Source organism: Actinomadura darangshiensis (genome assembly GCF_004349235.1).
In the GTDB taxonomy this organism is placed as follows: domain Bacteria; phylum Actinomycetota; class Actinomycetes; order Streptosporangiales; family Streptosporangiaceae; genus Spirillospora; species Spirillospora darangshiensis.
On sequence record NZ_SMKY01000110.1, the window covers coordinates 1 to 25,974 of the forward strand.

Sequence of the window (25,974 nt, forward strand, 5' to 3'; positions counted from 1 at the left end):
CGCCCGCCCGCCGCGCCGCCCGCCATTCCGGCGCGGTCAGCCCGTCCGGACGGGACGAGTACGGCATCCGCATCAGCCTCGTGTGGACGCCCGCCGCGCCCGCCAGCGCCCGCTGCGTGAGGTCGAGCTCCAGGCGTCCCCGCCATGCCGGCGCGGTCGCGAGGTCGACGTGGGTGTAGGTGTGCGAGCCGATCTCGTGGCCGTCGCGGAGCATGCGCCTGGTCAGCGACGGGTTCTCGGCCACGTGCGCACCGATGGTGAAGAACGTGGCGTGCGCGTTGTGGCGGCGCAGGACGTCCAGGAGGCGCGGCGTCCACTCGGGGTCCGGGCCGTCATCGAAGGTCAGCGCGATCGTCTTCGCGGGGAGGCGGCGGCTGTGCGGGGTGCCGCCGGCGAGGTTGACGACGGGGCCGCCCGAGGCGACCTGGGACGGTGCCGGGACGGGATGCTCGGGCACGTCCCGCGGCGCTTCGCCGACGGCACCGTTCGCGAAGCCGTCCAGGAGCAGCAGCACGGTCAGGACCAGCCCGCCCAGCAGAAGCAGGACCCAGTGCCCCCGTGGCTCGCTGCGCCGCACGATCAGTGGTTCTTCTTCTTGCGTCCCCAGGCGGGAGGGTCCGCTTGCGACTTCCCCGGACGGTCGGTGGAGGCGACGCTAGGCGGACTCGCCTTCGGCGTAACCGAGGGCTTGGGCGTCGCAGAGGGGACCGGAGCTGCGACCCGTCTGGTGGGCTGAGGCTTCGCGACGGCGGGTGGCTGACCGGTCTTGCTAGGGGGGACGCTGGGACGGCTCACTTTCACGCGCGGATGAGGGGTCGGCTCGCTCCACGGCGTCAGCGGCACGTCCGTACCCGTGGTCATGCCGAGCCCCAGCGCGCTCAGGAACACGACGATCAGCGCCCCTGCGAGCAGCCCCAGCCGCCGTCCGATGCGTGCCCGCCACCCGGTCGCGTCGACGAAGACCGGCGCCGCGTCGGTGCCCGCGAACTCGATCTGCTCCGTGTCGCCGGACGATTCTTGGGCGGCGAACGTCTCGGTGGCCGGAAGGGCGCCGGTGACGAGCAAATCGTCCCGGTTGTGGGGGGCGTTGCCGATCATGTTCGTCCATAACGTCGAGCGGGGAGGGAACGGCCGCCTGGCACGGCGTTCACTGGTTCAGCGCGTACCCCCGAGTACGTGTCACATCAGCCGGGAAATGCCTGCACAATGGCGCGGGTGGAGGAGGACGAACTCGGCCGGGCGCTGCGAGCGGCCCAGGACGGCGACGAGGAGTCCTTCCGCATGCTCTACCGCGACGTCCAGCCCCGCCTGATCCGCTTCGCCGGCGCCCTCGTCGGCGGGGACGCCGAGGACGTGACGTCGGAGGCGTGGCTGCAGATCGCCCGGGACCTCCCCTCGTTCCGCGGCGACCTGGACGGCTTCCGCGGCTGGACCGCGACGATCACCCGGCACCGCGCGCTGGACCACCTGCGCCGCAAGTCCCGCCGCCCCGGCTCCGACCTGCCCATCGAGGAGCTGGTCTCGATGGCGGCCGACACCGACACCGAAGTGGACGCGCTCGACGGCATCGCCACCGGCGACGCGCTGCGGCTGATCGGCGAGCTGCCCCCCGACCAGGCGGAAGCGGTGCTGCTGCGGGTCGTCGTCGGCCTGGACGCCAAGTCGGCGGGCAAAGTGCTCGGTAAACGCCCCGGTGCCGTCCGGACCGCCGCCTACCGTGGCCTGCGGCGCCTCGCCGAACGGCTGCCCGCGCCCCGCGAGGACGCCGCGGACGCGCGCCCCCTCGTGCGGGGTGACAAAAGCGGCGGGACCGGCGCTGAAGGGGTGACATGAGCGACCACACCGAGCCGGGACGGCTGGACGAGCGCACCGCCGAGCACCTGCTCGACGGTGCGGACGGTCACGCGCTGCACGCGCTGCTGGCGGCGGCCGCGGCGCCCGGCCGGCCGGCGGAACTGGCGGGCGAGGACGCCGCCGTCGCCGCGTTCCTGGCCGCCCCCCGGCCGGCCCGGCGGGCCCGGGCGGCGGGGCTGCGGCGCTTCCTCACGGCCAAGATCATCGCGGTGCTGGGCGGCGGCTCGATCCTGCTGTCCGGCGGCGTGGCGTACGCGACCGGGAACTTCCCGGGCCAGAGTCCGGAGCCGGCGCCGTCCCCCAGCCAGCACCGGCACGAGGGGACGAACCCCGACAGCATCCCGGCGACCCACGGCTCGCCGGACACCGGTTCCACCCCCACCGTTTCGCCGTCCGGCACGCCGAAGCGGCAGAAGCACGGCAAGGCGACCGCGCCCGGCCAGCAGAAGAAGACCGCGAACCCCAACGCCACCAAGACGCCGCCGCGCGGCTCGGAGAACAGCAACGGTTCCCCTCCCGGAAGCAACTCGGGAAACGGGAACGGCAATAGCGGGAACGGCAACGGGAACAACGGCAACGGTAATGGGAACGGCAACGGCAACAGCGGGAATGGGAACGAAAAGAGCGAGCCGCAGACCTACGTGACCACGGAGGCGAACCCCGGCGCGCAGTAGGGCGTGCCGCTCAGCCGGCCTTGTGGGCCCACCTCGCCGGGTCGGCTTCGAGCGCGGGACGGTCCCAGTGCGCCAGGTCGGCCGCCGCCTCGTAGGTGTCCTGGAGGAATCCGAGCAGCGCCCGGTCGGGGTCCGCCGCCGTCCGGACCGCCTCGTACGGCAGCAGGAACTGGCCGTTCTCCCGGCTGTAGAAGGCACCGGAGGGGCCCACCGGCCGGTCCGCGAATCCGTCCGGCTCGGGATAGGCGTAGGCGTAGAAGGCCCCCTCCTCGCCTCCGCCGGGCCAGAATCCGCAGCTGCTGAGCTCGCGCGAATACCCCTCGACCATCACCCAGTCACCGCAGTTCGGGGCGCCGCCGGGATGTTCGGGTGCGGTCCGTCCGGAAAAGCGCGTGCAAGCGATGTCCATGGCCCCCCAGAAGAAGTGCACAGGGCTGACCTTGCCGATGAAACGGGACCGGAATTCGCCCATCACCCGCGCGGCCTGAAGGAGCTGGCGCCAGAACGACCGCGCCGAGTCGGCGTCGTACGAGGCGTGCCGGTCGTCCTCCTCGAACGGGATCGCCGGGTCGACCTCGTTCGGGCGCGCCTGGATGCGCGTCTCGATCCCGAGTTCGTCCAGGGCGCGCATCGTCCGGGCGTAGAACTCCGACACCGGGATGGGCTCCAGCGCGAACTCCCGGACGCCGCCGTCGCCGGCGCGCATCCGCAGCCGGTGGTCGACGAAGTCGAACTCGATGTCGAACGTGCCCGTCCCGTAGGGGATCGCGGACGTGGTGAGCCCGCGCGGGCTCACGTACAGCGTCACCTGCCACCAGTGGTTGACCGGCGGCGCGTGCGCCAGCCGGATCTTGCCGACGATCTGCGTCCACATGTGCAGGGTGTCGCGGGTCTCCCGCCAGTCGGCGACGCGCAGCCGCGGCCATGCCTGTCGTTGCATCCCCGTCCCCTTCCAGCCGGAACATCCCAGGTCATGCCCGCTCGATGACCCGTCGAACGGCCGCCGGCAGGGTCACGTGCAGCCCTCGAACTGCGGGACCTCCACGTCCGACAGGTCGAGACCGGACGTGCCGAACCATTTGCGCATGACGCTCGCCATCGTCCCGTCCTGGTACATCTCGGTGATGGCCCGGTTGAGCGCCTCGCAGCCGCCGGGGTCGCCCCGCCGTATCGCGATGCCGGTCCGCCGCTCCCCGAACCGCGCGTTGAGCAGCCGGAACCCGGCGCCCTGCCGCGTCTTCAGCCCGGCCAGGATCGTGTCGTTCGTCGTGATCGCGTCGATCCTGCGGTCCGCGAGCATCCGCATGCACTCGTCGTAGGAGCGCGCCGCGACCGGCACGGCGGGCACCTGCCGCTCCACGGTGACCGCCTCGGCGGCGCCCGATCCGGTGACGGCGCAGATCTTGCGTCCCTTGAGGTCGCGCACGCCGCGCACGCCCTTCTCGTCGTCCCTGACGAGGATGTCCTGGTACGACAGCAGGTAGGGGCCCGCGAACCCGAGCCGCTGCTTCCACTCGGGCTCCAGCCAGAACGTCAGCACCATGTCGACGTCGCCGTCGCGGAGCAGCCGTTCCCGGTCCCGCGCCAGCGCCGGGACGAACCGGACCTTCTTCCCCATCCGCTCGGCGAGGTAGCGGGACACGTCCACGTCGAGGCCCTCGAACGTCCCGTCCGGGCGCTTGAACCCGATGCCCGGAAGGTCCGGCCGCACCCCGGCGACCAGCGTCTCCTTGCCGAGGATGGACGCGCCGTCGCCGCCCCCGCACCCGGCCAGCACGAGGCAGCCGGCCAGCCCCACCGCGATCGGTCGCCGCATCCTCCGGAACCCCCCCGTCCCGAGCGCGCCTCCCACGGAGCGGGCGGCGCTCCAGCACAAGATCGCAGCGGCCGGTCACGCCCTCCACCCTCATGGCCGCTTCCGGCCCGGCCGTCCCGCGATCGTCACTGTTCGCGGCGAGCGGCGGCAAGGTTCGCCCTGGCCGCGTCGGCGATCACCTGCCGGTGCTCCGACAGCTGACCGGCGCCTTCGAGGACGGCCAAGTGCGCACGCACGGCCTCGTCCAGGCGGCCGAGGTCCTGGAGCATGCGCCCATGGTTGGTGAGGGTGCCCAGCGTCTCGGGGTGCTCGGGGCCGAGCGTGCGGGTGCACGTTTCGAGGACGGTGCGGTGTTCGCGTTCCGCGTCCGCCAAGCGGCCCGCGTCCAGGAGGACGCTCACCAGGAGGCGGTGGGTCTGGGTCGTGTCGGGATGATCGGGGCCCAGGGTGCGGACGCAGGTGTCCAGTGCGGCACGGAATTCGCGTTCGGCCTCGTCCAGGTGGCCTTGCTGATGGAGTGCGTGAGCGCGGGCAATGCGGTTCTCGCCTTGCATGGCGCGGGCCTCCTCCTATTGCAGGATGTGGCGGAGCGTCGTCTCGTCCGTGACCGAGCGGTAGTAGCAGGTGGGGCGGGCCTCGCCGGACGGGAGTTTCGTGTGGCACGCACCGCCGGTGGTGCGGTTGACCAGGTAGAGCAGGGAGTTCTGCTCGCAGTTCACGCGGACGTCGACCAGCTGGAGGACGTCCCCCGAGGTCGCGCCCTTGCGCCACAGTTCGTTGCGGGACGTCGACCACAGCACGGCGATCCGCTCGTCCAGGGACGCCTTGAATGCCTGGTCGTTGGCGTAGCCGATGAACAGGACGTCGCCGCTCTCCGCGTCCTGCAGGACCACCGGGACGACCCGTGCCCCGGTCGCCGCGACGCCCGCCAGCTTGTCGAAGTCCAGGGTGAGGTCGGTGCCTTCTTCGAGTTCGTTCACCCTGCCATCCTGCCCGCCCCGCACGGCGCCCGTCCCACCCGACACGTCAACGCGGGCGGCGCAGGAGCGTCGCCGTGGTCTCGTCGGCGGGCAGGAACGCTTCGAGCCGCAACTCCGAGAGGGTGACGTCCACGGCGGTCGCGAACGACGTCAGCGTGGTGATCAGGCGCAGCTCGCCGTCCGGGACGCGCAGCCGGAGCGGGACGGCGAAGCCTAGATGCCCGGCCGGCGACTCCACGTCGGGCAGGTAGCCGTCCAGCTCGGCGATGAGCTCCGCCAGGCCCGGGCCGGGAGCGTGCCGTGCCTGGTCGCGGAGGCTCCCGGTGATGTGCCGGCCCCACTCGGCCAGGTTCTCGACCCGGCGGGCCATCCCGTCCGGATGCAGGGCGAGGCGCAGCACGTTGACCGGCGGTTTCAGGAGGTCGGGCGCGGCCCCCTCGGTGAGGATGCCGAACGCCGGATTCGCGGCGACGAATTCGCCGTACGGCCGGACGACGACCGCCGGGTACGGCATGTGCCCGTCGAGGATGCGGCCCAGGGCCTCGCGCACCGGGCCGAGTTCGGGGGCGTCCAGGCTCGACTCTGCATAGACCGGCGCGTAGCCCGCGGCGAGCAGCAGTTCGTTGCGGTCCCGCAGCGGCAGCGCCAGGGACTCGGCGAGCCGCACCACCATGGCGCGGCCGGGCCGGGAGCGTCCCCGTTCGAGGAAGCTCAGGTGGCGCTGGGTCGTGTCGGCCCTGATGGCCAGGTCGAGCTGGCTGAAACGGCGGCGCGTCCGCCATCGCCGCAGCTCATGGGCGAATTGATCGCGTTCCGCCAGCACCGTCATGCCCCCATTCCACACCGGCGTCCGGCGAGGCGCCATTCCCTGGAGGGAATCGCGGCACCGCCTGGCCGGCCCGCACACTGCCGGACATGAACATCGATGCGAAGCAAGTGGCCGACCGTTACCTCGCGCAGTGGAACGAGCCCGATGCGGCGGCGCGGAGTGCGCTCATCCGTGAAGCGTGGACGCCCACCGCGGTGCACGTGCTGGTCAATCCGCCGGAGGCGGTCCGGGACGGGGCCGCGGCGCTCGCCGTTCCCGCGCCGCCGCTGGAGGTCCACGGGCACGACGCCCTGGACGCCCGCGTGACCAGGGCCTACGAGATGTTCGTCGCGGGCGGCGAGCACGTCTTCACGGTCGCGGAAGAGCCGTTCGTCCTGCTGCCGGACGTGATCGGCGTCCGCTGGTCGATGGTGACGGCGGACGGCGGCGAGGCCGTCGGCGGCGGCCTGGACGTCCTCTCCCTGGACGGCGACGGCCGTATCCGCACCGACCACCAGTTCATCGCGGCGGCGTGAGCGCCGGCCGCTCTTCCGCCCGCAGGGCCAGGAGGCCGAGGGTCGCGTAGCCGCCGGTGATCGCGGCCAGTCCCGCCGCCGAGCCGCGCGGCACGTCCCCGCGGACCACGTGCGCGAGCCCGGCGGCGGTGTCGCAGACGTCCACCATCAGGCAGAGCCGCCGCCAGCGGCGCCGCGCCGCCGGGTCGCTGAGCAGGTAGCCGAGGCCGAGCGCGACGGCCCGGCTGCCGAAGATCCGGATCAGGTACCTGAGCTCCGGGGTGTCCCGGTCGCCGATCCCCGCGAGCTTCACGTTGAGGCCGGGCGCCGCCAGCGCGAGCGCTCCCCAGACGACGCGGCCGGATGCGGCCATCTCCAATGCGCGTTCCATGCCGCCGACCATCGCATCCCGCACCGGCGCGGCTCGATTACCTCGCAAGTAATGCGGCCGGCGGTCAACGGGCCAGGATCGACTGGATCGTCGTGGTGACGACCCGGCCGGTCTCATCCGCGGTCAGCCGCCCGGTGCGGTTCTCCTCCGCGGCACCGTGCAGGACGTACTGCACGACGTTGACCAGCCAGGTGATCGGCATGTCGGTGCGGAACGTCCCTTCGTCCTGGCCCCGGCGGACGAGTTCTTCGACGCGCTTCGCGGGGTCGGTGTGCAGCTCGCGGATGCGTCCGGCGGAGAGGGTTCCCTGGGCCGCCGTCAGCAGCGCCGTGGACTCGGCCACCAGGGACCAGCTGGATTCGAGCAACCGGGTGAGCGCGGCTTGCGCGTCCCCACCGAGGTCGACGTCCGACAGCACCGCTTCACCGGCGCGCAGGGCCTCGGCCAGGGCGGCCTCGACCAGTTCGGCCCGATTGCGGAAGTGGCCGTAGAGCGTCATCCGTCCCACACCGGCGGCCTTGGCGATGTCGTCGATGCTCGCGCCCGGGTCCTTGGTCAGGCTCTCGCGGGCGGCGGACACGATGCGGGCGATGCTGCGCTCGGCGTCTGCGCGCCGGCGCCGGCCGGAGGTGGCGGAAGGCATGGCCGCCATCCTAACTCGTACACCGATGTACGTGTTACTCTCCGATAAGTCGTACATGGAAGTACGAATTAAGGAGATGATCGCGATGACGGACCACACGGCCGGGCAGCCACGCCCGGCACATCCGCTGCGATGGCGCATCCTGGGGTTCCTCGGCGTGGCCCAGCTCATGCTGATCCTGGACGTCACCGTCGTGGCCATCGCGCTGCCGCACATCGGCACCGACCTGGAGCTGAGCCGCCAGGCCGTGACCTGGACGGTCAGCGCCTACACCCTGACGTTCGGCGGCCTCATGCTGCTGGGCGGACGCGCCGCCGACCTGATCGGCGCCAAGCGCGTCGTCCTCACCGGCCTGCTGGTCTTCACGGCCGCGTCGCTGGTCACCGGGCTGGCCGGCTCCGCCGGCATGCTCCTCGGCGGGCGCGTCGCGCAAGGGCTCGGCGCGGCGCTGCTGTCCCCGTCCGCCCTGTCCCTGGTGGTGGGCCTGTTCGAGGGCGAGGAGCGCAACAAGGCGCTCGGCGTCTGGTCCGCCCTCGGCGGCGGCGGCGCCGCCCTCGGCGTCCTGCTCGGCGGGGCGCTGACGGCCGGCCCCGGCTGGCCCTGGGTGTTCTACGTCAACGTCCCCATCGGACTGGTGATCGTCGCCGCCCTCGCCCGGATGCTGCCGCGGCAGGCCGTCGCCGCGCCGCGCCCGCGGCTCGACGTGCTCGGCGCGCTGCTGGTCACCGGCTCGTCCGGCGCCCTGATCTACGCCTTCATCCGGGCCGGGGACGGCGGCTGGCTCAGCGCCGCGACCGGCTGGCTCGTCCTGCTCGCGGCGGTCGGCTACGCGGCATTCGTGACCAGGCAGAAGACCGCCAAGTCCCCGATGATGGACGTCTCGCTGCTGATCCGGCGCCCGGTGGCGACGGGCACGTTCCTGATCCTCATGGCGACCGCGCTGATGATCGCGGTGTTCTTCCTCGGCACGTTCTACTTCCAGCACGCGGAGAACTACGGCGCCCTGCGCACCGGCCTGCTCTTCCTTCCGGTCGCGATCGCGACGATGGCCGGCGCCGACCTCACCGGCCGGTCCATCGCCAGGGCCGGAGCGCGCCGGCTCGCCGTCGCCGGACTGGTCACGGCGGCGATCGGAATGGCCGTCCCGGCCCTTTCCATGCACCCGGCGACCGTTGTGATCGGGACGGCGATCGCGGGCGCCGGAACCGGTGCGATGTTCGTCGTCGCGTCGGCGACGGCGCTCGGCCAGGTCGCTCCGCACGAAGCCGGAATCGCGTCCGGGATCGTCAGCACGTTCCACGAGTTCGGCGCGTCCATCGGGGCCGCCGTCATCTCCAGCGTCGCCGCGGCCAGCATCACCGGCGACACCCTCGACGGCTTCACGAACGGCTTCGTCCTGGCCGCGATCACCGCCGCGGTCGCCGCCTTCGCCGCCGCCGCACTCACCCCCGGCCGCCCCGCCCCGGCCTGACCGCGGGATAACAGCGGGGAAACGCGCGATGCCCTTGTATCGGCCCATGGCTCGATACACCGCATCACGGCGAACTGCACTCAAAGTTCTGGGCGGCACCGTCGCTTCTGGCGGCGCCGCCCTGACGTCCCTCGGCGGCGGGGTCTCCGCCGCCGCGTCCGAAGGGAGAACGGGCCGGATCCCGGAAGAACTGAAACCGGGAGGCACGTTGGACCGGCTCGCCGCCGACCTGGCGTCCAAGGACGAATTCTCCGGCTCCCTGCGGCTGACCTACCGGCGGAAGCCCGTACTGGCCCGGTCGTACGGAATGGCCGACAAGAAGACCGGCGTCCGCAACGGGATGGAGACCCGTTTCGGGCTCGGCTCGATCAGCAAGATGTTCACGGCCGTCAGCGTCCACAGCCTCGTCCAGCAGGGAAAGGTGAACTACACCGACAAGCTCGGTGCCCACCTGGACGGCTTCCCGGCGCACATCGCGGACAAGGTGACCATCCACCACATGTTCACGCACTCCTCCGGCCTCGGCGACTTCCACAACCTCCCCGGATACCGGGAGGCGTCCAAGACGTGGGACAGCGCCGACGAGGTGCTCAACGGCACCGTGGAGTTCATCCGGAAAATGGATCTCGCCTTCGAACCGGGAGCGGGGAGCACCTACAGCAACGCCGCGTACTGCCTGCTCGGAGCGATCGTGGCCGCGGTGTCAGGACGGTCCTACTACGACTACGTGAAGGAGCACGTCTTCGACGCGGCCCATATGCGCGACAGCGACTTCCTCACGAAGCCCGAATGGCGGGCCGACCCGCAGGCCGCCCACTGCTACTACAAGAGGCGCGGCGAATCCGAGTGGACCGACAGCCTCGAAGAGCACCCCTACATCCAACTGCCGGCGGGCGGGTCCTTCGCGACCTGCGCGGACATGGAACGCTTCGCGCACCACCTGCTGGAGGACGACCTGCTGGACGCGCCCTACACCAGCATGATGCTGAACCCCAAAATCCCCAATCCCAACGCCGGGTCCGAAACAACATTCCGCACCATGAAATTCGCGGGATACGGCTCGCTCACCCGGTTGTCCAACGACCAATGGATATACGGACACGGCGGCGGCAGCACCCTGGGGACGTCCGCCCACTTCGACGTCTACCCCGGCAGCGGCTGGGTCGTCGTCGTGCTCAGCAACTACCCGGACAAGGCCGCCGACCCCATCGCCGACCTGGCCCGCGACGTCATCCTCCAGCAGTGACCCCGGTCGTCATGAGCGTCACCCGGGCGGTGGCTGGATGTTCAGGTCGCAGAGGCGGCAGCCAAGCATTCCTTGGTAAATGCCGTGCTCCGGGCAGGGGGCCAGATATGCGGGGGGCGGCGGAACGCGCCAATCCTCCCGCGCCGCCGGGGTGACGACGGCGATGGGCGCGGGCCATCCGTCCACCATCGCGCGGTACCGGTGCAGGTAGTCCATCGCGAAGGGCGGGTCGTAGGCGAGAAGCTCCCAGCCGCGCCGGGTCATCGCCAGGTCGAGGACGCGCAGCAGGAATGCCTTCTCGGCCGGCCAGTCCGCGGTCCAGGGCAGGGAGTTCAGGTCGAACCCGTCTGTGCCCCGGCCGATGCGGTGCCCGTCCGCGAAGAGCAGCACAAGGTTCCTCTCCCAGGCGGACTCGGCGAGGACGCACCCGGCCAAGGTGACTGCATCGAGGAAGACATCGGTGCCGCCGTTGGAGAGGTGAAGCTCTCCCTCGAGAGTCCCCCGGGCTTGGAAAGTGTTCGACACACGACCCCCACTCGCCAACGCCTTCGCGACCATTCTGGCGGATCTCGTCTACATCCGGCGCTTGACTTTGACGCGCGGGTCAGGGGTTAACGTCTCCTCGCTCTTCCGGGTGTCGTGCCCGGATTCCAGTTCTTGAGGAGCGCCGGATGTCTTCTTTCTCTCGCGAGGTTCGGCTCATCGCCGTCCCTGACGGCCTGCCCCGGCCGGAGCACTTCGCGGTCGTCCAGGAACCGATGCCGGTGCCGGACGAGGGCCAGGTGCTGGTCCGCAACCGCTTCTTCCACGTGTTCCCGGCCCTCCGAACCTTGATCGGCGGCGGACTGAAAGGCACCCCCTTTCCGCCACTGCGTCCCGAAGACACGCTCTTCGGCGCGGCGATCGGCGAGGTCGTGTCGGCGCCGCCGTCCAGCGGCCTGCACCCCGGCGACCTCGTCAAACACTGGCTCGGCTGGCGCGAGTACGCCGCCGTCCCAGCCGAGCAGTGCGCACCCGTGGACGGCACGCTGCCCGACCCGGCCGCCCACCTGTCGCAGGCGCCGCTCGCGTACGCCGCGCTGACGCGGGACGCGCCGGTCCGTCCCGGCGACACCGTGTTCGTCTCCGGCGGCGCCGGCTCGGTCGGCTCGGTGGCCGGCCAGACCGCCCGGCTGCTGGGCGCGGGCCGGGTGATCGGCAGCACCGGCTCGTCCGGCAAGGCCGAACGCATGGTGTCCGAACTGGGCTACGACGCCACCGTGATCCGGGGCGCGGGGCCCATCGACGAGCAGCTCGCGAAGGCCGCGCCCGACGGCATCGACGTCTTCCTGGACAACGTGGGCGGCGAACAGCTTCAGGCCGCGATCGCCACGGCCCGCCCCGGCGCGCGGTTCGTCATCGTCGGGACGCTCGCCAAGCAGCTGTCCCCGGACCTCAGCGGCACCACGTCCCCGGTCGAGATCGACACGTTCCAGCTGATCGCCAAGCACATCGAAATGCGTGGCTTCGGCGGCCTGGACGGCACGCGCGCCGAACGCCTCGACGGCTGGCTGCGCTCCGGCGACCTCACCTTCCCGCACGCCCGCATCCCGGGCATCGATCAGGCGCCGCGCGCGTTGGACGAACTGATCAGCGGACGGCACCTGGGGGCGGTCGTCGTCGGACTCTAGGAGGACCCATGCGCATCGGCGACGCCGCGGCGGCGGCAGGCACGACCCCGCGAGCCCTGCGGTTCTACGAACAGCGCGGCCTGCTGCCACCGCCGTCCCGCACCGCCGGCGGACAGCGCCGCTACGGGCCGCGCGAGGTGGCCCGCGTGCTGACCATCCGCCGCCTGCTGTCCATGGGCCTGACCATCGAGGACCTGCGCGGCTGCGCCGAACGCCTCCACCTCCTGGACGGCGACGCACTGCCGCCCTACGACAGCTCCGGCTGCACCAGGACCACCGGCATAGCCGCGAACCGCCTGGAGATCCTGAACACCGAGATCGCCCGCCTGACGGCCCTCCGCGACCAGCTCGCCGCCCAGATCGGCACCCCCGCCGAAGACGCGTCCCTCCACGCTCACTAGCGGCCGGCGGCCGGCGGCCGGAGGCGCACGGGCGCATCGCGGTTGCTCGACGGCCAGGACTTCGACTGACTATGACCATGACAGTGCTGGAGACAGAGCGGCTGATCCTGCGTCCCCTGACGGGGGACGACTTCGACGACTACGCGGCGATGATGGCCGACCCCCAGGTAGCGGACGGGCTGGCGGAGCCGGTCGGCCGGTCCGCGGACGACGCATGGCGGAGCCTGGCGGTCTTCATCGGGCACCGCGAGATCCGCGGCTACTCCCACTGGGCGGTGGTCGAGCGGGCGACGGGCGAGTTCGCAGGACGCGCGGGCCCCTGGCGGCCGCACGGGTTCCCGGGCCTCGGGGTCGGCTGGTGCCTCGCCCGCGCGCACTGGGGCAAGGGCTACGCCACCGAGGCCGCCCGCGCCGCCATCGCCTACTGCTTCGCCGGCTTGGACGCCGACGAGGTGATCTCCGTCATCCGTCCAGGCAACACGCGGTCCGTGTCGGTCGCCGAACGCATCGGACACCGCCTCCTCCGCGAAATCGACTACAAGGGCGGCCCGGCCCTCGTCTACGGCCAGCGAAGGGGAGAGTCACCGCACTCTTGACCCTCACACCGTGTCAGGCGGTCGATTCGCGGCCAGCCGGCCCGAGCCGGTGTTTCGCTTAGTCATCGAGCTCGGGGAGTTCGCGCCCGCATACCTTCTCGGCGGCTTTCTTCGCCGCCTTCCATCGCTTGTCCGGCGGGCCTAGGTCGACCACGACGCCGGGCCCAGGCTTGTTCTTCGCGACGAATCGCGCTACCGCCGTGCTGGCGGACGCCCATTCCGTCAATGCAGGCTGCAGGTTCACAGGGGCCTGCGGCGCGAGCAAAATCAGCTGCCTGGCGAAGTCCCGGTATGTCTTCGCGACATCGGCCCCTATCTCGGTCTTCTCCTTATTCCTGCCGGCGACGGCCAGGGCTGCGGCGAACAACTGACTGTTCGCCACGGTGGAGACCGTCTGGCAGCTCGCGTCAAGGCTGGACGTGGTCGCCGCTGAGGAACCGGACGGAGACGGGGTGGCCGTCCGCGACGCTCCTTGCTGCCCGCCTTGGTCGGAGGACTTGCCGGAGCACCCGGTCAGCACGAGCCCCGGCACCATGGCCAGACAAAGGACCGTCTTTCTGTTCACGAGACCCTCGATTCGTTCCATCGTGCCTCTACGTCCCTGTCTGACTCCGATACGCATCGTATGGTTCGCCCTCGGGACCGGTCCCGGCCGATACGCCGCTCAAAGGCCCGGGCATTCGCCTGGCATGCGCGGACTACCGAAACGCGCCGGGTCATTCACCGGTTTCCCCGTCGATCAGCTGGCGCGCGATATCGAGGTGCCCGACGTGGCGCGCGTACTCCTGGAGCAAATGGAAGAGGATCCGTCCGAGCGAGGGGGCCTGGTCGGACGTGCGGAAACGGCCGCCGAGGCCGGCCGCGTCGGACAGTTCGGCGCCCGCCGCCAGGTCGCGCGCCTTCCTGACCTCCTGCCGGTAGGCGTCCAGCACCTGTGCCGTGGGCCGGTCGTCCGGGATGTTCCATTCGGCCTCGTCCCCGCCGGACGGATAGGCGAGGACGTCTTCGGCGGCGAACCCCCAGCGCATCCACCTGCGCTCCACCCAGCCGAGGTGCTGGACCAGCCCGAGCGGCGACCAGCCCACCTGCTCGACCGGCGTGCGGAGCCGCTCGTCGGACAGGCCGGAGATCTTCCGCATCAGCGCCTCGCGATACCACTCCAGATACCCGAGAAGAAGCTCGCGGGGATCCGACACATCGACACCCGGGCCATCGAGTAGCGCGGGAACCCGCTCGGAAGGCGTCTGCACCCACCGAACCTAACCCGTTCCGGCCTGGCCGCCGGATGATCCCAGGTCGAGCATGGTCAGCGGGACGACCCCGTCCGCGCGTGGGGCACTCAAACGAACATCTGCGTCTGTACGAGATAGAGTCGGCCCGTGCTGAGCGGGGACGTGATCACGGGGCGGTACCGGCTCGACGCGGAGATCGGCCGGGGCGGGATGGGGATCGTCTGGGGAGCGCACGACCAGTCCTTGGAACGCCGGGTGGCGATGAAGCGGCTGCAGGTCCCCGACGACCTGGCCGAGGAGGACCGGGACGCCCTCAAGGGCCGGTTCCTGCGGGAGGCCCGCGCCGCCGCGGGACTGGACCACCCGTCGATCATCAACGTCCACGACGTCATCGAGGACGATGACGGCCCGTGGATCGTCATGCAGTACGTCCAGGGGCGCTCCCTTGAGCAGATCGTCCGCGCCGGCGGACCGCTCCCCGTCGCACGGGCCGCACAGGTCGGGCTCGCTCTGCTGGACGCGCTGGACTGCGCACACGAAGCGGGCATCCTGCACCGCGACGTCAAGCCCGCCAACGTTCTGATCGCCGATGACGGCCGTGTCGTCCTGACCGACTTCGGGATCGCGGCGGTGTCCAACGCCACCGCCTACACCAGGACGGGCGGGTTCGTCGGGACGCCCGTCTTCATGGCCCCCGAACGGTTCCGGACCGGTACGCCGGGCCCACCATCGGATCTGTGGTCGCTGGGGGCGACGCTGTACATGGCGGTGGAGGGCCATCCGCCCTTTCAGGCCGATGAACTGGAGGTCCTCATCGGCCGGCTCCTCATGGGAGACGACCCCGCTTTCGTCCGATCCGGCGCCCTGGAACCGGTCCTCAGGGGCCTTTTGGAAAGAGACCCGGGCAAGCGCTGGGACTCACGGCACGCCACGCAAGGATTGAAGGCCGTCGAGGACGGGCGAACTCCCACAAGGCCGCTCGTGGCAACACCCAGGAAGTCTCGGCAAGGCGTGCTGGTCATCGCGGGCCTTCTCGTCCTCGTCCTTGCCGGAGTGGGGGTGAGCGTCCCTTTCCTGCTGCCGTCCGACTCGGGCCCCAAGGACGAGTTCGAGTCCATTCCGGATGCCTGCGCCATCGTCCGGAACGGCCCCGTCCTCACCGAACTGATGTCCAACCCGAAAGTCTCAGAGATCCTCGACTGGGGCCCCTACCAAGACCATGACGATGCGGACGCCTGCACGTGGTCCGACGTCGTCAGAGACGAGGACACGTTCCGGACGGTCGACGGCACGTTCGCGATCCGTGCCAGCCTCCCCCGGAGATCGACGGTGGCCGGACTGCCGCACTGGACCAAGGTCCCCGGCCTCGGAGACGCCGCGGTCCGGGAATCGAAGGGCGGCGACGGACAGAGCGACTGGCACAGCGAAAAGATCATCTTCACCCTGCGCAACGCCGAAATAGGCGTCTACCTCAGCGAGAGCCCCGACAAGCGCACCGACGCCGAACGCCAGACGAGAGTCCTTCACATCGCCGAGATCATCGAAAGAGCACTCACCGAAACCCTCTGACCCCCTCCAAGCAGCCCGACACACCAGAGTCGTCCCAGATCTGCGCGAACAAATCGCGAGCGGCTTCACGCTGACCTCGGTGGTGATGCAACTCCACCGCCTGGCCGATCCGGGTCAGCGTCGGGTCGGTGGTCATCAGCGATCACCCTAGTCACCGGACATGCCGATGCCTCACCGGCGCCACGGGAGGCGGCGTCCACCGGCCTGCCCGCCTCCCGTGGGCCCGGTCTCACGCGGGCGTCGCGCCGGCGTCGGTGGTGCCGCTGCCCTCGTAGGAGCCGAGGTCCTGGATCAGGTCGTTCAGTTCGGGGTGGTCCTTGAACCGGTCCCGGTGGACTTTGTCGATCTTGTCGGCGATCTGGGGGTCCGGGTCGTCGGTGAGGTCCATGGAGACCATGTTGGTGACCAGCGGCAGGCCGGCCGAGTCGATCTCGCGGTGCAGCGGGTCGTACATGTAGACGCGGTAGGCGTCGATGTCCTTGACCGCGTACATGGCGCCGTACTGGAACTCGCCGCCGACATCGCGGCCGACCATGAAGTACTCGACGACGTCGAGCTTGTCGCCCAGCTCGCGCATCAGGCCGAGCGCGTGCTGGACCTGGTCTTCAGGCGCGTCCGGCTTCACGGCCATCCGGACCTGGTGGTAGATCACGACGGTTCTCCTCTACGGTGAGCTTGATGCAACGACTTGTCGCGTTAGCAAACCGTAGCCACCACGAGGATTTAACGCAACAACTTGACGCATTAGACGCCGCCGGACCGGCCGGGTCAGGGGCGCTGGGCGCCCGCGATGACCAGGGCGGCGGTCTGCCGCAGGAAGTCGTCGGTGAGGGGCCGCCCGAGCATGAGCCAGCGCAAGTACAGCGGGCCGGTGGCGGCTTGGACGAGGAAGTCCGGATCGGTGTCCGCGGGGAGGTCGCCGCGCTCGACCGCCCGCGCGAAGATCTGCCGCGACAGGTGGAAGCGGGCGTGCCAGATCTTGTCCAGGGCTTGCCGCAGCCCGTCGTTGTCGGCCGTCCGGGGGCCGGTCTCCCTGATCAGGGCCGTGATCCATGGGCTATCGAAGCCGCGGCGGACCTCGCGAAGGAAGCAGAGCAGGTCCTCCAGCAGGTCGCCGGTGTCCGCGGGAGGCGAGACCTCGGCCTGCCGGGCCGTGAAGGCGGCGGCCACGAGGCTCGGCTTGTCGCCCCAGCGCCGGTAGATCGTCGCCCGGTTGACCCCCGCCCGCTCGGCGACCACCTCGATGCGCAGGGCGGCGTAGCCGACGTCGCCGAGCTCCGCGATCGTGGCGTCCAGGACCGCCGTCGCGGTACGGGCCGTACGCCCTCCGGGCCGCATGGTCGCCGCATCGCTCTGGAGCGGTTCGGCCTGGTCGGCGGGCTTGTCATGCATCCCCGAACGCTACCAAACGCATCAATGTGTTGCACTTAGCGCTCATGTCGCGGTGAGGTGGGCCATCAAATGCGCGGGGGCGTCCTCTTGGAGGAGGTGACCGGCTCCCTCGATCCAGTGGAGCTCGGCGTGCGGGATCCTCTCATGCAGCCACTCGGCGTACTGCGGGGGGAGGATGCGGTCCTCACGGCCCCAGATGAGGCGCACCGGCAGCGAGATCTCGTCCAGCAGATGCTCGTACTCGGCCGTGTCCACCTCCCTGATCTGGCTGTACTGCCGGTAGAACGCGGCCTGCCCCTCGGCGCCCCGCCACGGCGCAAGGAAGGCATCGAGGACCCCTGGCCGGAAACCGATGTGCGTGGCGTGGCGCAGATGGCTGGCCACCAGCGCCTCGTGGGCGTAATCGGGCAGCTGACGGAAGACCTCGGCCTGCTCCAGGATGAGCTGGAACAGCCCTCTCTCCCACTGGCCCCCGCTCACCACGTCGAAGAGGGTGAGATCCCCGTAGTCCGCCCCTTCCAGCAGCAGTGCCCGCAGCGTGACCGCTCCGCCGATGTCGTGGGCGACGACACTCGCGCCGGAGAGTCCCCAGTGGTCGAGAAGTCGACTGAAGTTCCTGGCGTGAGCAGCCAGGCTGAGGTCTTGGCCCTCGCGTTGGTCGGACTGCCCGAACCCCAAGTGGTCGAAGACGAAGACCTTGCGGGTCAGCGCCAGCGCCGGCGCGATGTCCCGCCACAGGTAGGACGAGTACGGGGTGCCGTGTACGAGCACGACCGGGTCCCCGCTGCCCATGGCCGCCCACCGCACGACCCCGTCCGGTGTCCGGAACTCTTCGCCCAGCCTCCAGTCCACGATCACCCTCCCGCTGGATCGGATACGCCACTAACCGCCATCCCCGCCGATGCACCCGCCATGCCGTGCCGTCGCCCTCGTCCCGCGAGACCCTGAGGCAGAAACGTGCTCAGTGTCGATCGCGCCGGTGCATCGCCCACCGGACGGCCGCGTCGACGACCGCCCGCCCCCACGGGTGGGCGGGCGTCCAGAACGCCTCCAGCCACGTCGTGGCCAGCAGCCGGGCGTAGTAGTCGACCACCACCGGGTCAGCGTCCCGCCACGCGCCCAGATCACCTACGGCGGCCTCAGCGTCGTTCGGACTGTGGCCGCACGCGATGAGGTTGACCACCAGGTCGGCCGGGTTCACCAACGGCGCCCCGCGGGACGCCATCCCCCAGTCGACCAGCCGCGCACCCGTACCCGTGATCAGGACGTTCCCGGCGTTCAGGTCGGTGTGCAGCAGCGCCGTCCCGGCGATCCGGGGCAGATGCTCAGGAACCACGGCGTAGTCGGACCATCGGCCCTCGAACCACACCACGTCCACGTCGGCAGGCACTTTCAAGCCGTCCACCGTCGCGAGGGCATCGAGGACGGCGGGCAGGTCCCGTGAGCCGGGCGTGTAGTCCGCGCGCCGTCCCTCCACATGCTCGAACCCGAGCAGCCGCCACCCACCGGCTTCGAGGTCGCACACCAGAGCAGGGGCGACCGCGAGGACGTGCGGGTTCACGGCCGCCTCGCGAGCAAGTTGCACGGCCGCGCGCTCGTTGGCCAGGGGCGCGCCCTTGAGGAAACCCTCCCGGTGCCGAGGTGGGCGACAACGGCGAGCGCGGAGCGGCGCCCTTCGCCGACCTGCTCAACGTTCACCAGCGAGCCCAACTCATGCTGGACGGCGTCGCGCGCGTCGCCCGGCAGGCTCTCCCACCCGATGCGCTCCATGGCTTGGACCCCTGTGCCTGCTCTATGGCCTTGGCCCCGCCCTACATCCGCCCTACAGCTCCCTCTTGAGCTGGACGAGAAGCTCCCGCCAGGCTTCAGCGGTAAGAACTAGGCGCGGCCCATCCGGGGCCTTGGAGTCGCGGACGCCGACCACCGGATCGTGGTAAGGAGACAGGAGCGCACACTCGACGCAGTTCTCCGGCTGGCTGCCGCTATGGCTGCTCTTTCGCCAGTGGGTCACCTGATGGTCCTCTCGGCCACGGCGGTTTGGTGGTCCCGTATTGCCTGTTGTATCCGCTCGCGGCTCTCGGTCTCGGGGAGGGCAACCTGGCACAGTCCCGCCTGCACCTCTCGGTACGCTGCAACGTCCTCGTCCTCTTCGATGAAGACTCGCCGCCGGAATCCGTCCATGGTCACGATGGGGAAGTTCCCTGCCTCAACGTGCAGGATCCCGAAGGATCCGTCAACCGCGGGATTCCTGGTGGCGGTGAACGGCAGGATCAGCAGTTCGATGTTCGGTCGCTCAAGCTGATCAAGAAGATGCCTGAGCTGGGCGATCGTGACTTCACTTCCGCCCGTCCATTGGCAGACCGCTGCCTCACCGATCACGGTCTTGAGCGACAGGGGATCAGGTCTTGTGAGCGCCTCCTGACGCGCCATGCGGTATGCCACCGCCCGGTCGATGTCGCTTTCACCGCTGTTGGGGACGGACATCATGACGGCGCGTGCGTACTCAGGCGTTTGAAGGAGTCCTGGGATGAGGTCGGTGTGATAAGTGAAGAGTTCGGAAGAATCCTGTTCGAGAAGGACATACTCGCCGTAGTTCGGGCCTTCTCCGGGAAGCTTGTGGCGTCTGATCCAGTCACCGGAACGGCCATCGGTGGCCAGGCCCACCAGCGCGGATCTCAGGTCGTCGCCCTCCTCGATGCCATACATCATCAGGATGTATTTGACCTCGTGGACACGGGCGACGACCTGGGCGTTCTCCATTCGGCTGATGGCGCTCTTGGACATGCTGAGGAACGCGGCGGCCTGGTCGAGGGTCAGGCCGCGGTCTTCGCGGATCTTGCGTAGTTGGACGCCGAGTCGCCGTCGGCGAACGGTCGGGGGTCGTTTCGCCATAGCACTGAGTGTGATGGAGTGACAACAATCTGTCATGCTGCTTCTCGGATTGGGGATATCCCGCTTTTCCTAAGTCCCGGAGGGGCCGTCTCCCCCTCTCAGTGAAGGCGGTTGTGCGGTCTCACCTGGGGTTTCATGCTTGCGGGCGTCGCTTACACGAGGGAGTGAAGCCATGACGCACTGTGAGTCGGGGCCCGAAGAGATGCGGCTGCTCGGGACGATCACGATGCCCGGGGTGGCCCGGTCCGCGCAGGCGGCGCGGGCGTTCGTGCGGGGCATCGCGCCGCCTATGGACATCGCGGCCATGGACGACATCGTGCTTTGCGTGGACGAGTTGGTGGCCAATGCCGTCGAGCACACCGCGTCCGGTACGGGCGGCCAGGTCACCGTTGTGGTGAGCGCTCGGGAGGACGTGTTGCGCGTGACCGTCCTCGACCAAGGCGGTACCCAGGAGCAGCCCTGCGTCCGAACTGAGTCCTGCTCGGAGGACGGTCGCGGCCTGCTTCTCGTCGACGCCCTCTCCAAGAGCTGGGGCTCGCATCCCGCGTTGAAAGGCACCGCCGTGTGGGCGGAATTTCATGCGGTGACCGGCTTCCCCGCCGTCTAATGCGTAACATCGCCGGATAGGTCCAAGAGATCACCGCGCTCGGCCGGGCTTCCGCCTGTGCGGTACCCGACGTCGAGCGGTAGGGCAGCGGACTGATGAAACGTGGCCTGGTGTGGAAGATCCCTGTCGGCGTACTGCTGCTCGGCCTGGCGGAGTGGGGGCTGCTGGCCGCCCCGAGTACCCGGCTGATCGGTATGGTCCTGCTGGCCGTGCTGCTGGGGTTCTTCATCACCCTCGGCCTCATGGGCTTCACGGTCGGCATCGTGCTCGGCCCCCTGATCGAGCGGTGGGGCCTGCGCGGGTTCGTCCTGGCCGGCGTATGCGTGTCCGTGGGCGTGCTGGCGATGATCGGCTCGGTCGAGCGCGCCCGGCCCGGATACGTCTGGAAGTACGGCGAGCCCACGCAGGTCACGATTTCCCGTGACACATCGTGCACGCTGTCCGGATACAAATGCTACGGCTCGTGGACGTCCGCCGGCAGGACGGTGGGGGGCGCGGTCACCTTCTCCCGGGAGGAGTACCACGCGCCCGAAGACGACGGTTCCTATCGCTTGCGGGCACGCGCACTGGATAACCGGGCCGCTTCCGCTGGGCTCCACATCGATCCCGCGAGTTCCGTGGCACTCGGCAAGATCCCCGCATGGATCGGCTGGGGTGCGGGCGGAGTAGGTCTGGCCGCCGTCGCGGTCGCGATGCTCACCGCGAGAAAGCCCTCGCCACCTGACAGGTAGGGCACCCCAGTCATCTGACAGATGAGCGGGCCCGGTCGGGCTTCGTAGCTTCGTTCACGTCAACGAGCTACGAGGAGAGACCAATGAACAAGGCACCGTTGCGCGTCGCGATCATCATCGGGAGCACGCGGGAGGGACGGTTCGGGCCGACCGTGGGGCGCTGGTTCACCGAGCTGGCCCGGCAGCGGGACGATCTGATCGTCGATGTGGTCGACGTGGCGGACGAGCCGCCGCCGGCCGCGCTCGGCGCGAAGACGTCCGAGAGGTTCGCCGACGTCACCGAGAAGCTGAGCCGGGCCGACGCCTTCGTCGTGGTGACCTGCGAGTACAACCACAGCTTCCCCGGCACGCTGAAGAACCTGATCGACACCCACTTCTACGAGTGGCGCGCGAAGCCGGTCGCGTTCGTTTCGTACGGGGGCCTCTCGGGCGGGCTGCGGTCCGTCGAGCACCTGCGGGGCGTCTTCGCCGAGCTGCACGCGGTCACGATGCGCGACACCGTGAGCTTCCACGCGCCGTGGAACTGGTTCGGGAGCGACGGCCGGCCGAACGACGCGGAGGGCGCCGAGGCGGCGGCCAAGGGAATGCTCGACCAGCTCGGCTGGTGGGGGCACGCGCTGCGCGAGGCGCGGGCCGTCCGCCCGTACGGGGCCTGAGGTGACCGCGATCGCGGAGGCCCCGCCGCAGGTCAGGGCCAAGCCGATGGCGATCGTGCTCGTGCTGGTCCTCGGCTCGATCATGATCACGCTGGACACGACCGTCGTGGCCGTCGCCATCAACCGCCTGTCGCAGGACTTCCAGGCGCCGCTCGGCACGATCCAGTGGGTCGTGACCGGCTACTCGCTGGCGCTCGGCGCGATGATCCCGTCCAGCGCGTGGGCCGTCGGACGGTTCGGGGCACGCCGCCTGTACCTCGTCGCCATCGCGGCGTTCGCGGCCGGGTCGGTGCTCGCCGGCCTGGCGTGGAACATCGAGTCGCTGATCGCGTTCCGGGTCGTGCAGGGGTTCAGCGGCGGGCTGGTGATGCCGGTCGGCATGACGATCCTGCTGCGCGCCGCCAGGCCCGAGGAACTCGGGCGGCTGATGAGCACGCTCGGCCTGTCGATCCTCGTGGGCCCGCTCGCCGGCCCCATCCTCGGCGGCTGGCTGATCGACGAGGTGTCGTGGCGGTGGATGTTCTTCGTGAACCTGCCCGTCGCCGCGGCGGTGGTGGCGCTCGCGTCGCGGCTGTTCCCGCGGGACGTCCCGGCGGAACGCAAACGGCTGGACGTCCCCGGGCTGCTGACGCTCTCGCCCGGCATCGCCGCGCTGCTCTACGGAGTGACGGAAGGCGGCGACCGCGGCGACTTCGGCTCGGCGGGCGTCCTGGTGCCGCTGTTCGCGGGCGCAGTGCTGATCGTCGCGTTCGCCGGGCGGGCGCTGACGGCCCGCGACCCGCTGATCGATCTGCGCGGGTTCCGGGACCGGACGTTCGCCGCCGCGACCGGCACGCTGGCCCTGTTCTCGTTCGGCTACTTCGGGACGATGCTGCTCCTCCCGCTGTACCTGCAGGTCGTCCGGGGGGAGAGCGCGACGATGGCCGGGGTCCTCGGCATCCCGTTCGCGTTCGGTTCGGGGACGGCGATGCAGGTCGCGGGCCGGATCGTCGACCGGGTGCCGCCGGGGCGGCTCGTCCCGGTCTCGATCGCGACCGCGTTGACCGGGTTCGTCCTGTTCATAGTCCAGCTCAGCGCGGACGCTTCCTACTGGGGCCTGTGCGCGACGATGCTGCTGATGGGCGCGGGCGGCGGCGCGACGATGATGCCGGCGATGACGGCCGCGACCCGCGGCCTGGCACACGACCGGGCCCCGGCGGCGAGCGCGACCGTCAACCTGATCAACACGATGTCGGGGGCGGTCGGGTTGGCGGTGGTGTCGGTCGTCCTGTCCACGCTGATGAGCGACCTGGTGCCGGACGGGGAGGGCGGCGCGCTCCAGGCCGTCCACAGGCTGGGGACGGCGGGGATCGCGGAGCCGCTGGCGGACGCGTTCCAGCACACCTACATGTTCGCGACCGGGCTGCTGGCCCTGGCGCTGATCCCGGCGCTGCTGCTGCCGCGCCGGTCCGCCGAATGAGGCAGGCCCCCGGCCGCGACGGCCGGGGGCGCGCGTGAGAGCCCGGGGACGCCGGCCGGTCCGCGGGGTCTCGCGTCCTCAGCGGGCGGGCGGAATGTTGTGGTTCAGCCGGAACATGTTGGACGGGTCGTACGCCGCCTTCAGCTCGGCGAGCCGCCGGTAGATCTCGGGCTCGTAGGACGCCCGCACCTCCTCCGGCGTCGCGTTCGCCCCGAAGAGGAAGTTCAGCAGCCGGCCGGACGCCTTCGCCCCCAGCGTGTCGCCGACCCGGTCGTGCAGCGCCTCGACGGAGACACCCGGGTCCAGCTTCGACAGCACGCCGACGAGGTACCGGGCGCCGCGGTTGCCGACCGCGTTGGGGGCGGGCTTCGCCATCGCCCCGCCCAGGTGCCGGATCTCCAGGATCGCCCGGTCGGGCGCCCCCGGACCCACCAATCCGAGCAGGTCGCCGACCGTCTCCGCGTCCAACTCGTTCAGGACGACGTTCGTCGCGTGGTACGCCATCGGCACGGGCGGTTCGTTGTGGATCGTCGCGGACGCGGTGTACGGCATCTCGTCCACCGTGTCGATCAGCCGGGGGCCGATGGCGCGCAGCGGGGCGATGAGCCGTTCCCCGTCGTCCCCCACATACGCGATGCGGACATGCGCGACATGCCGCCCGCGCAACGGCGCCGGGAAGACCGGGATGTCCGGGACGGGCATCAGCGCGACCGACGAGGTCATCGCGTCCGGCACGGTCGCCGACCAGGTCCGCCATACCTCCAGGACGGCCGGGACTTGCTCGGCGTCGAAGTACAGCCCGCCCCCGTACAGGCGCGCGACCGGCACCAGCCCGATCTCCAGGCTCGTCACGACGCCGAAGTTCGCCCGTCCGCCGAGGAGCGCCCAGAACAGGTCGTCGCCGGGCGTGACGTGACGCGCCCGGCCGTCCGCCGTGACGACGTCGATCGAGCGGACCTGGTCGGCCGCATACCCGTACAACCTGGACAGCAGGCCGACGCCTCCGCCCAGCGTGTACGACACGGCACCGACACCCGGGGACGATCCGGACAGCGGCGCCAGCCCGTGCTTCCCCGCCTCCTCCACGACCTGCCCCCAGCGGACGCCCGCCTCGATCCACGCGGTGCGCGCCTCGGGGTCGACGCGCAGGCCGGTCATCCGCCGCGTGCTGATCAGCAGCCCGCCGGCGGCGGCGAGCGGCAGCCCGTGACCGGTGTTCTGGACGGCCACGGGCAGCCCGTGCTCGGCCGCGTGCCGGACGGCGGCGGCCACGTCGTCCGCGTTCACCGCGCCGACGATCACGCTCGGACGGTGCGGATCGGCGGTCTGGAACCCCGTCCGCTCGTCGTCGTAACCGTCGGCTCCGGGCTCGAAGACCGGCCCCTCGATTGTGTCCAGCATGGCGACCCCCTCTTGGACGTTCTCGCTGCCCACCCCCATATTGGTCAGCGAGCAGCGAGAAGTCCAAGAGATAGATCTTCTACCTGTAAGCAGTGATGCTTATAGCTCAGATCTCCTTCAGGAAGCCCGAGTCGACCACGAATTCGGCGCCGGTCGTGCTGCCGGAACGCGGCGACGCCAGCAGCGCCACCACGTCCGCGACCTCCTGCGGGTCGGCGAGACGGCCGGTGGTGAGCGCCATCATCTGGGCCGCGCCACCGTCCAGCACCGCGTCGCGGTCGGACCCGGTGGCCCCGGCGATGATGTCGGCGGCACCGCCCTCGTCCGTCCACCACGGGGTCCGGACCGGGCCCGGCGAGACCGTGTTGACCCGGATGCCCTGAGGCGCGAACTCCTCCGACAAGCCCTTCGCCACATTGTTCAGCGCAGCCTTCGCCGCGTTGTAGTCGGAGTTCATCGGCCCGGGACGCCGCCCGTTCACCGACGACACGTTCACGATCGCCGCCGCGTCGCTCTTCAGCAGGTGCGGAATCGCCGCCCGCACCGCCCGGACGACGCCGAACACGTTGAACTCGAACATGTCGCGCCAGTCGTCGTCCGACGGCGTCTGGAAGCCGAAACGCGGCAGCGTCGCGCCCGGGGGCGGTCCGCCCGCGTTGTTGACCAGGACGTCGAGCCCGCCGAACACCTCGACGGCCCGCTCCACGGCGAGCGCCGGGGCGTCCGGGTCCATCAGGTCGGCCGCCACGTGCACCAGGTTCGGGCCGGCGAGCGCGTCCAGCTCCGCTCCCGCCTTGCGCGACACGGCGACGACCTTGGCGCCCTCGTCCAGCAGTGTCCGCGTGACCGCGAGCCCGATCCCCTTCGACGCCCCGGTGACGACCGCGACCCGTCCAGCCAGACGCATGTCCATGACTTTCCCTCTCATAGGACGGCACGCCCGCACCGGACGCGCCTCGCCCCCATAAAC

34 protein-coding genes are annotated in these 25,974 nt (G+C 70.4%); 13 read left to right on the forward strand and 21 right to left on the reverse strand.

The features are described from left to right. The coding region (locus E1293_RS23105) for a polysaccharide deacetylase family protein (protein ID WP_165978357.1) at window positions 1–577 on the reverse strand (577 nt) is incomplete at its 3' end. Between the two features lie 2 nt (window positions 578–579). After that, window positions 580–1,098 carry a superantigen-like protein SSL4 gene (locus E1293_RS23110; protein WP_132199547.1) on the reverse strand — a complete coding sequence of 173 codons (519 nt, stop codon included), beginning with the start codon at window positions 1,096–1,098 and terminating at the stop codon, window positions 580–582. A 108-nt stretch (window positions 1,099–1,206) separates the two neighbouring features. Between E1293_RS23110 and E1293_RS23115 the strand changes: the two genes are divergently transcribed. Both E1293_RS23115 and E1293_RS23120 read left to right on the forward strand, forming a co-directional pair. Continuing rightward, complete coding sequence (locus E1293_RS23115; RefSeq protein WP_132199548.1) at window positions 1,207–1,833, forward strand: RNA polymerase sigma factor; 627 nt, start codon at window positions 1,207–1,209, stop codon at window positions 1,831–1,833. Then, the gene (locus tag E1293_RS23120; protein ID WP_132199549.1) at window positions 1,830–2,528 is read left to right on the forward strand and encodes a hypothetical protein; all 699 of its coding nucleotides are present in this window, start codon (window positions 1,830–1,832) and stop codon (window positions 2,526–2,528) included. The genes E1293_RS23115 and E1293_RS23120 overlap by 4 nt, the downstream gene beginning before the upstream one ends. Before the next feature lie 10 nt (window positions 2,529–2,538). Here the strand turns inward: E1293_RS23120 and E1293_RS23125 are convergent, their stop codons facing one another. The 5 genes from E1293_RS23125 to E1293_RS23145 form a co-directional block, all read right to left on the reverse strand. Continuing rightward, the gene (locus tag E1293_RS23125; RefSeq protein WP_132199550.1) at window positions 2,539–3,468 is read right to left on the reverse strand and encodes a DUF5996 family protein; all 930 of its coding nucleotides are present in this window, start codon (window positions 3,466–3,468) and stop codon (window positions 2,539–2,541) included. A gap of 72 nt (window positions 3,469–3,540) precedes the next feature. Further along, on the reverse strand, window positions 3,541–4,344 hold the full coding sequence (locus tag E1293_RS23130; RefSeq protein ID WP_132199551.1) for a transporter substrate-binding domain-containing protein: 804 nt from the start codon (window positions 4,342–4,344) through the stop codon (window positions 3,541–3,543). Between the two features lie 125 nt (window positions 4,345–4,469). Further along, window positions 4,470–4,898: a tetratricopeptide repeat protein gene (locus E1293_RS23135; protein ID WP_132199552.1), complete on the reverse strand. Its 429-nt coding sequence runs from the start codon at window positions 4,896–4,898 to the stop codon at window positions 4,470–4,472. A gap of 15 nt (window positions 4,899–4,913) precedes the next feature. Next, window positions 4,914–5,324 (reverse strand): phosphoribosyl-AMP cyclohydrolase, encoded by a 411-nt coding sequence (locus E1293_RS23140; RefSeq protein ID WP_132199553.1) that lies wholly within the window; start codon window positions 5,322–5,324, stop codon window positions 4,914–4,916. A gap of 46 nt (window positions 5,325–5,370) precedes the next feature. Then, window positions 5,371–6,153, reverse strand: coding sequence for a helix-turn-helix domain-containing protein (locus E1293_RS23145; RefSeq protein ID WP_132199554.1), 783 nt, complete (start codon window positions 6,151–6,153; stop codon window positions 5,371–5,373). 86 nt (window positions 6,154–6,239) lie between these two features. On the opposite strand from E1293_RS23145, the gene E1293_RS23150 reads away from it, so the two are divergent. Then, complete coding sequence (locus E1293_RS23150; protein WP_165978358.1) at window positions 6,240–6,668, forward strand: hypothetical protein; 429 nt, start codon at window positions 6,240–6,242, stop codon at window positions 6,666–6,668. Here E1293_RS23150 and E1293_RS23155 read toward each other — a convergent pair. After that, a complete protein-coding gene (locus tag E1293_RS23155; RefSeq protein WP_207939031.1) occupies window positions 6,652–7,038 on the reverse strand; it encodes a hypothetical protein in 387 nt (128 codons plus the stop codon). The genes E1293_RS23150 and E1293_RS23155 overlap by 17 nt on opposite strands. A 64-nt stretch (window positions 7,039–7,102) precedes the next feature. Beyond that, window positions 7,103–7,681 carry a TetR/AcrR family transcriptional regulator gene (locus tag E1293_RS23160; protein ID WP_132199556.1) on the reverse strand — a complete coding sequence of 193 codons (579 nt, stop codon included), beginning with the start codon at window positions 7,679–7,681 and terminating at the stop codon, window positions 7,103–7,105. 85 nt (window positions 7,682–7,766) lie between these two features. On the opposite strand from E1293_RS23160, the gene E1293_RS23165 reads away from it, so the two are divergent. After that, window positions 7,767–9,152 carry an MFS transporter gene (locus E1293_RS23165; RefSeq protein ID WP_132199557.1) on the forward strand — a complete coding sequence of 462 codons (1,386 nt, stop codon included), beginning with the start codon at window positions 7,767–7,769 and terminating at the stop codon, window positions 9,150–9,152. Between the two features lie 46 nt (window positions 9,153–9,198). Next, window positions 9,199–10,398, forward strand: coding sequence for a serine hydrolase domain-containing protein (locus E1293_RS23170; RefSeq protein ID WP_132199558.1), 1,200 nt, complete (start codon window positions 9,199–9,201; stop codon window positions 10,396–10,398). Between the two features lie 18 nt (window positions 10,399–10,416). On the opposite strand, the gene E1293_RS23175 is transcribed toward E1293_RS23170, so the two are convergent. After that, window positions 10,417–10,788 (reverse strand): hypothetical protein, encoded by a 372-nt coding sequence (locus E1293_RS23175; RefSeq protein ID WP_132199559.1) that lies wholly within the window; start codon window positions 10,786–10,788, stop codon window positions 10,417–10,419. 281 nt (window positions 10,789–11,069) lie between these two features. On the opposite strand from E1293_RS23175, the gene E1293_RS23180 reads away from it, so the two are divergent. The 3 genes from E1293_RS23180 to E1293_RS23190 all read left to right on the forward strand — a co-directional run bounded on the left by E1293_RS23180 (window position 11,070) and on the right by E1293_RS23190 (window position 13,065). Continuing rightward, complete coding sequence (locus tag E1293_RS23180; RefSeq protein ID WP_132199560.1) at window positions 11,070–12,068, forward strand: MDR family NADP-dependent oxidoreductase; 999 nt, start codon at window positions 11,070–11,072, stop codon at window positions 12,066–12,068. Window positions 12,069–12,076: 8 nt separating this feature from the next. Further along, entirely contained in the window at window positions 12,077–12,469 is a 393-nt protein-coding gene (locus tag E1293_RS23185) for a MerR family transcriptional regulator (protein ID WP_132199561.1), read from the forward strand. Between the two features lie 83 nt (window positions 12,470–12,552). Next, complete coding sequence (locus tag E1293_RS23190) at window positions 12,553–13,065, forward strand: GNAT family N-acetyltransferase (RefSeq protein ID WP_165978359.1); 513 nt, start codon at window positions 12,553–12,555, stop codon at window positions 13,063–13,065. A gap of 58 nt (window positions 13,066–13,123) precedes the next feature. Here E1293_RS23190 and E1293_RS23195 read toward each other — a convergent pair whose 3' ends face one another. Both E1293_RS23195 and E1293_RS23200 read right to left on the reverse strand, forming a co-directional pair. Next, a complete protein-coding gene (locus tag E1293_RS23195; RefSeq protein WP_132199563.1) occupies window positions 13,124–13,651 on the reverse strand; it encodes a hypothetical protein in 528 nt (175 codons plus the stop codon). A gap of 130 nt (window positions 13,652–13,781) precedes the next feature. Beyond that, a complete protein-coding gene (locus E1293_RS23200) occupies window positions 13,782–14,315 on the reverse strand; it encodes a DinB family protein (protein WP_132199564.1) in 534 nt (177 codons plus the stop codon). Between the two features lie 129 nt (window positions 14,316–14,444). On the opposite strand from E1293_RS23200, the gene E1293_RS23205 reads away from it, so the two are divergent. Continuing rightward, on the forward strand, window positions 14,445–15,866 hold the full coding sequence (locus E1293_RS23205; RefSeq protein WP_132199565.1) for a serine/threonine-protein kinase: 1,422 nt from the start codon (window positions 14,445–14,447) through the stop codon (window positions 15,864–15,866). On the opposite strand, the gene E1293_RS47615 is transcribed toward E1293_RS23205, so the two are convergent. The 7 genes from E1293_RS47615 to E1293_RS23235 all read right to left on the reverse strand — a co-directional run bounded on the left by E1293_RS47615 (window position 15,850) and on the right by E1293_RS23235 (window position 20,150). Next, window positions 15,850–16,002, reverse strand: a complete 153-nt coding sequence (locus E1293_RS47615; RefSeq protein WP_165978356.1) for a hypothetical protein — start codon at window positions 16,000–16,002, stop codon at window positions 15,850–15,852. The genes E1293_RS23205 and E1293_RS47615 overlap by 17 nt on opposite strands. Window positions 16,003–16,095: 93 nt before the next feature. After that, window positions 16,096–16,518, reverse strand: a complete 423-nt coding sequence (locus tag E1293_RS23210) for a Dabb family protein (RefSeq protein ID WP_132199566.1) — start codon at window positions 16,516–16,518, stop codon at window positions 16,096–16,098. Between the two features lie 116 nt (window positions 16,519–16,634). Next, window positions 16,635–17,258 (reverse strand): TetR/AcrR family transcriptional regulator, encoded by a 624-nt coding sequence (locus E1293_RS23215; protein ID WP_132199567.1) that lies wholly within the window; start codon window positions 17,256–17,258, stop codon window positions 16,635–16,637. A gap of 42 nt (window positions 17,259–17,300) precedes the next feature. Beyond that, a complete protein-coding gene (locus tag E1293_RS23220) occupies window positions 17,301–18,110 on the reverse strand; it encodes an alpha/beta fold hydrolase (RefSeq protein ID WP_243716426.1) in 810 nt (269 codons plus the stop codon). A gap of 109 nt (window positions 18,111–18,219) precedes the next feature. Then, window positions 18,220–18,843 (reverse strand): phosphotransferase, encoded by a 624-nt coding sequence (locus E1293_RS23225; protein WP_165978360.1) that lies wholly within the window; start codon window positions 18,841–18,843, stop codon window positions 18,220–18,222. 237 nt (window positions 18,844–19,080) lie between these two features. Further along, entirely contained in the window at window positions 19,081–19,269 is a 189-nt protein-coding gene (locus E1293_RS23230; RefSeq protein WP_132199569.1) for a DUF397 domain-containing protein, read from the reverse strand. Beyond that, entirely contained in the window at window positions 19,266–20,150 is an 885-nt protein-coding gene (locus tag E1293_RS23235) for a helix-turn-helix domain-containing protein (RefSeq protein WP_165978361.1), read from the reverse strand. Before E1293_RS23235 ends, E1293_RS23230 begins: the two co-directional genes overlap by 4 nt. 172 nt (window positions 20,151–20,322) lie before the next feature. Between E1293_RS23235 and E1293_RS23240 the strand changes: the two genes are divergently transcribed. The 4 genes from E1293_RS23240 to E1293_RS23255 all read left to right on the forward strand — a co-directional run bounded on the left by E1293_RS23240 (window position 20,323) and on the right by E1293_RS23255 (window position 23,603). After that, a complete protein-coding gene (locus tag E1293_RS23240) occupies window positions 20,323–20,757 on the forward strand; it encodes an ATP-binding protein (RefSeq protein WP_132199571.1) in 435 nt (144 codons plus the stop codon). Window positions 20,758–20,867: 110 nt separating this feature from the next. Next, the gene (locus E1293_RS23245) at window positions 20,868–21,488 is read left to right on the forward strand and encodes a hypothetical protein (RefSeq protein ID WP_132199572.1); all 621 of its coding nucleotides are present in this window, start codon (window positions 20,868–20,870) and stop codon (window positions 21,486–21,488) included. Between the two features lie 83 nt (window positions 21,489–21,571). Next, the gene (locus tag E1293_RS23250; protein ID WP_132199573.1) at window positions 21,572–22,144 is read left to right on the forward strand and encodes an NADPH-dependent FMN reductase; all 573 of its coding nucleotides are present in this window, start codon (window positions 21,572–21,574) and stop codon (window positions 22,142–22,144) included. Between the two features lies 1 nt (window position 22,145). Beyond that, window positions 22,146–23,603 (forward strand): DHA2 family efflux MFS transporter permease subunit, encoded by a 1,458-nt coding sequence (locus tag E1293_RS23255; protein ID WP_243716428.1) that lies wholly within the window; start codon window positions 22,146–22,148, stop codon window positions 23,601–23,603. A gap of 78 nt (window positions 23,604–23,681) precedes the next feature. Here the strand turns inward: E1293_RS23255 and E1293_RS23260 are convergent, their stop codons facing one another. Then, window positions 23,682–25,004 carry an FAD-binding oxidoreductase gene (locus E1293_RS23260; RefSeq protein WP_207939032.1) on the reverse strand — a complete coding sequence of 441 codons (1,323 nt, stop codon included), beginning with the start codon at window positions 25,002–25,004 and terminating at the stop codon, window positions 23,682–23,684. Between the two features lie 106 nt (window positions 25,005–25,110). Next, a complete protein-coding gene (locus tag E1293_RS23265; RefSeq protein WP_132199575.1) occupies window positions 25,111–25,917 on the reverse strand; it encodes an SDR family NAD(P)-dependent oxidoreductase in 807 nt (268 codons plus the stop codon). Window positions 25,918–25,974 lie beyond the last annotated feature (57 nt).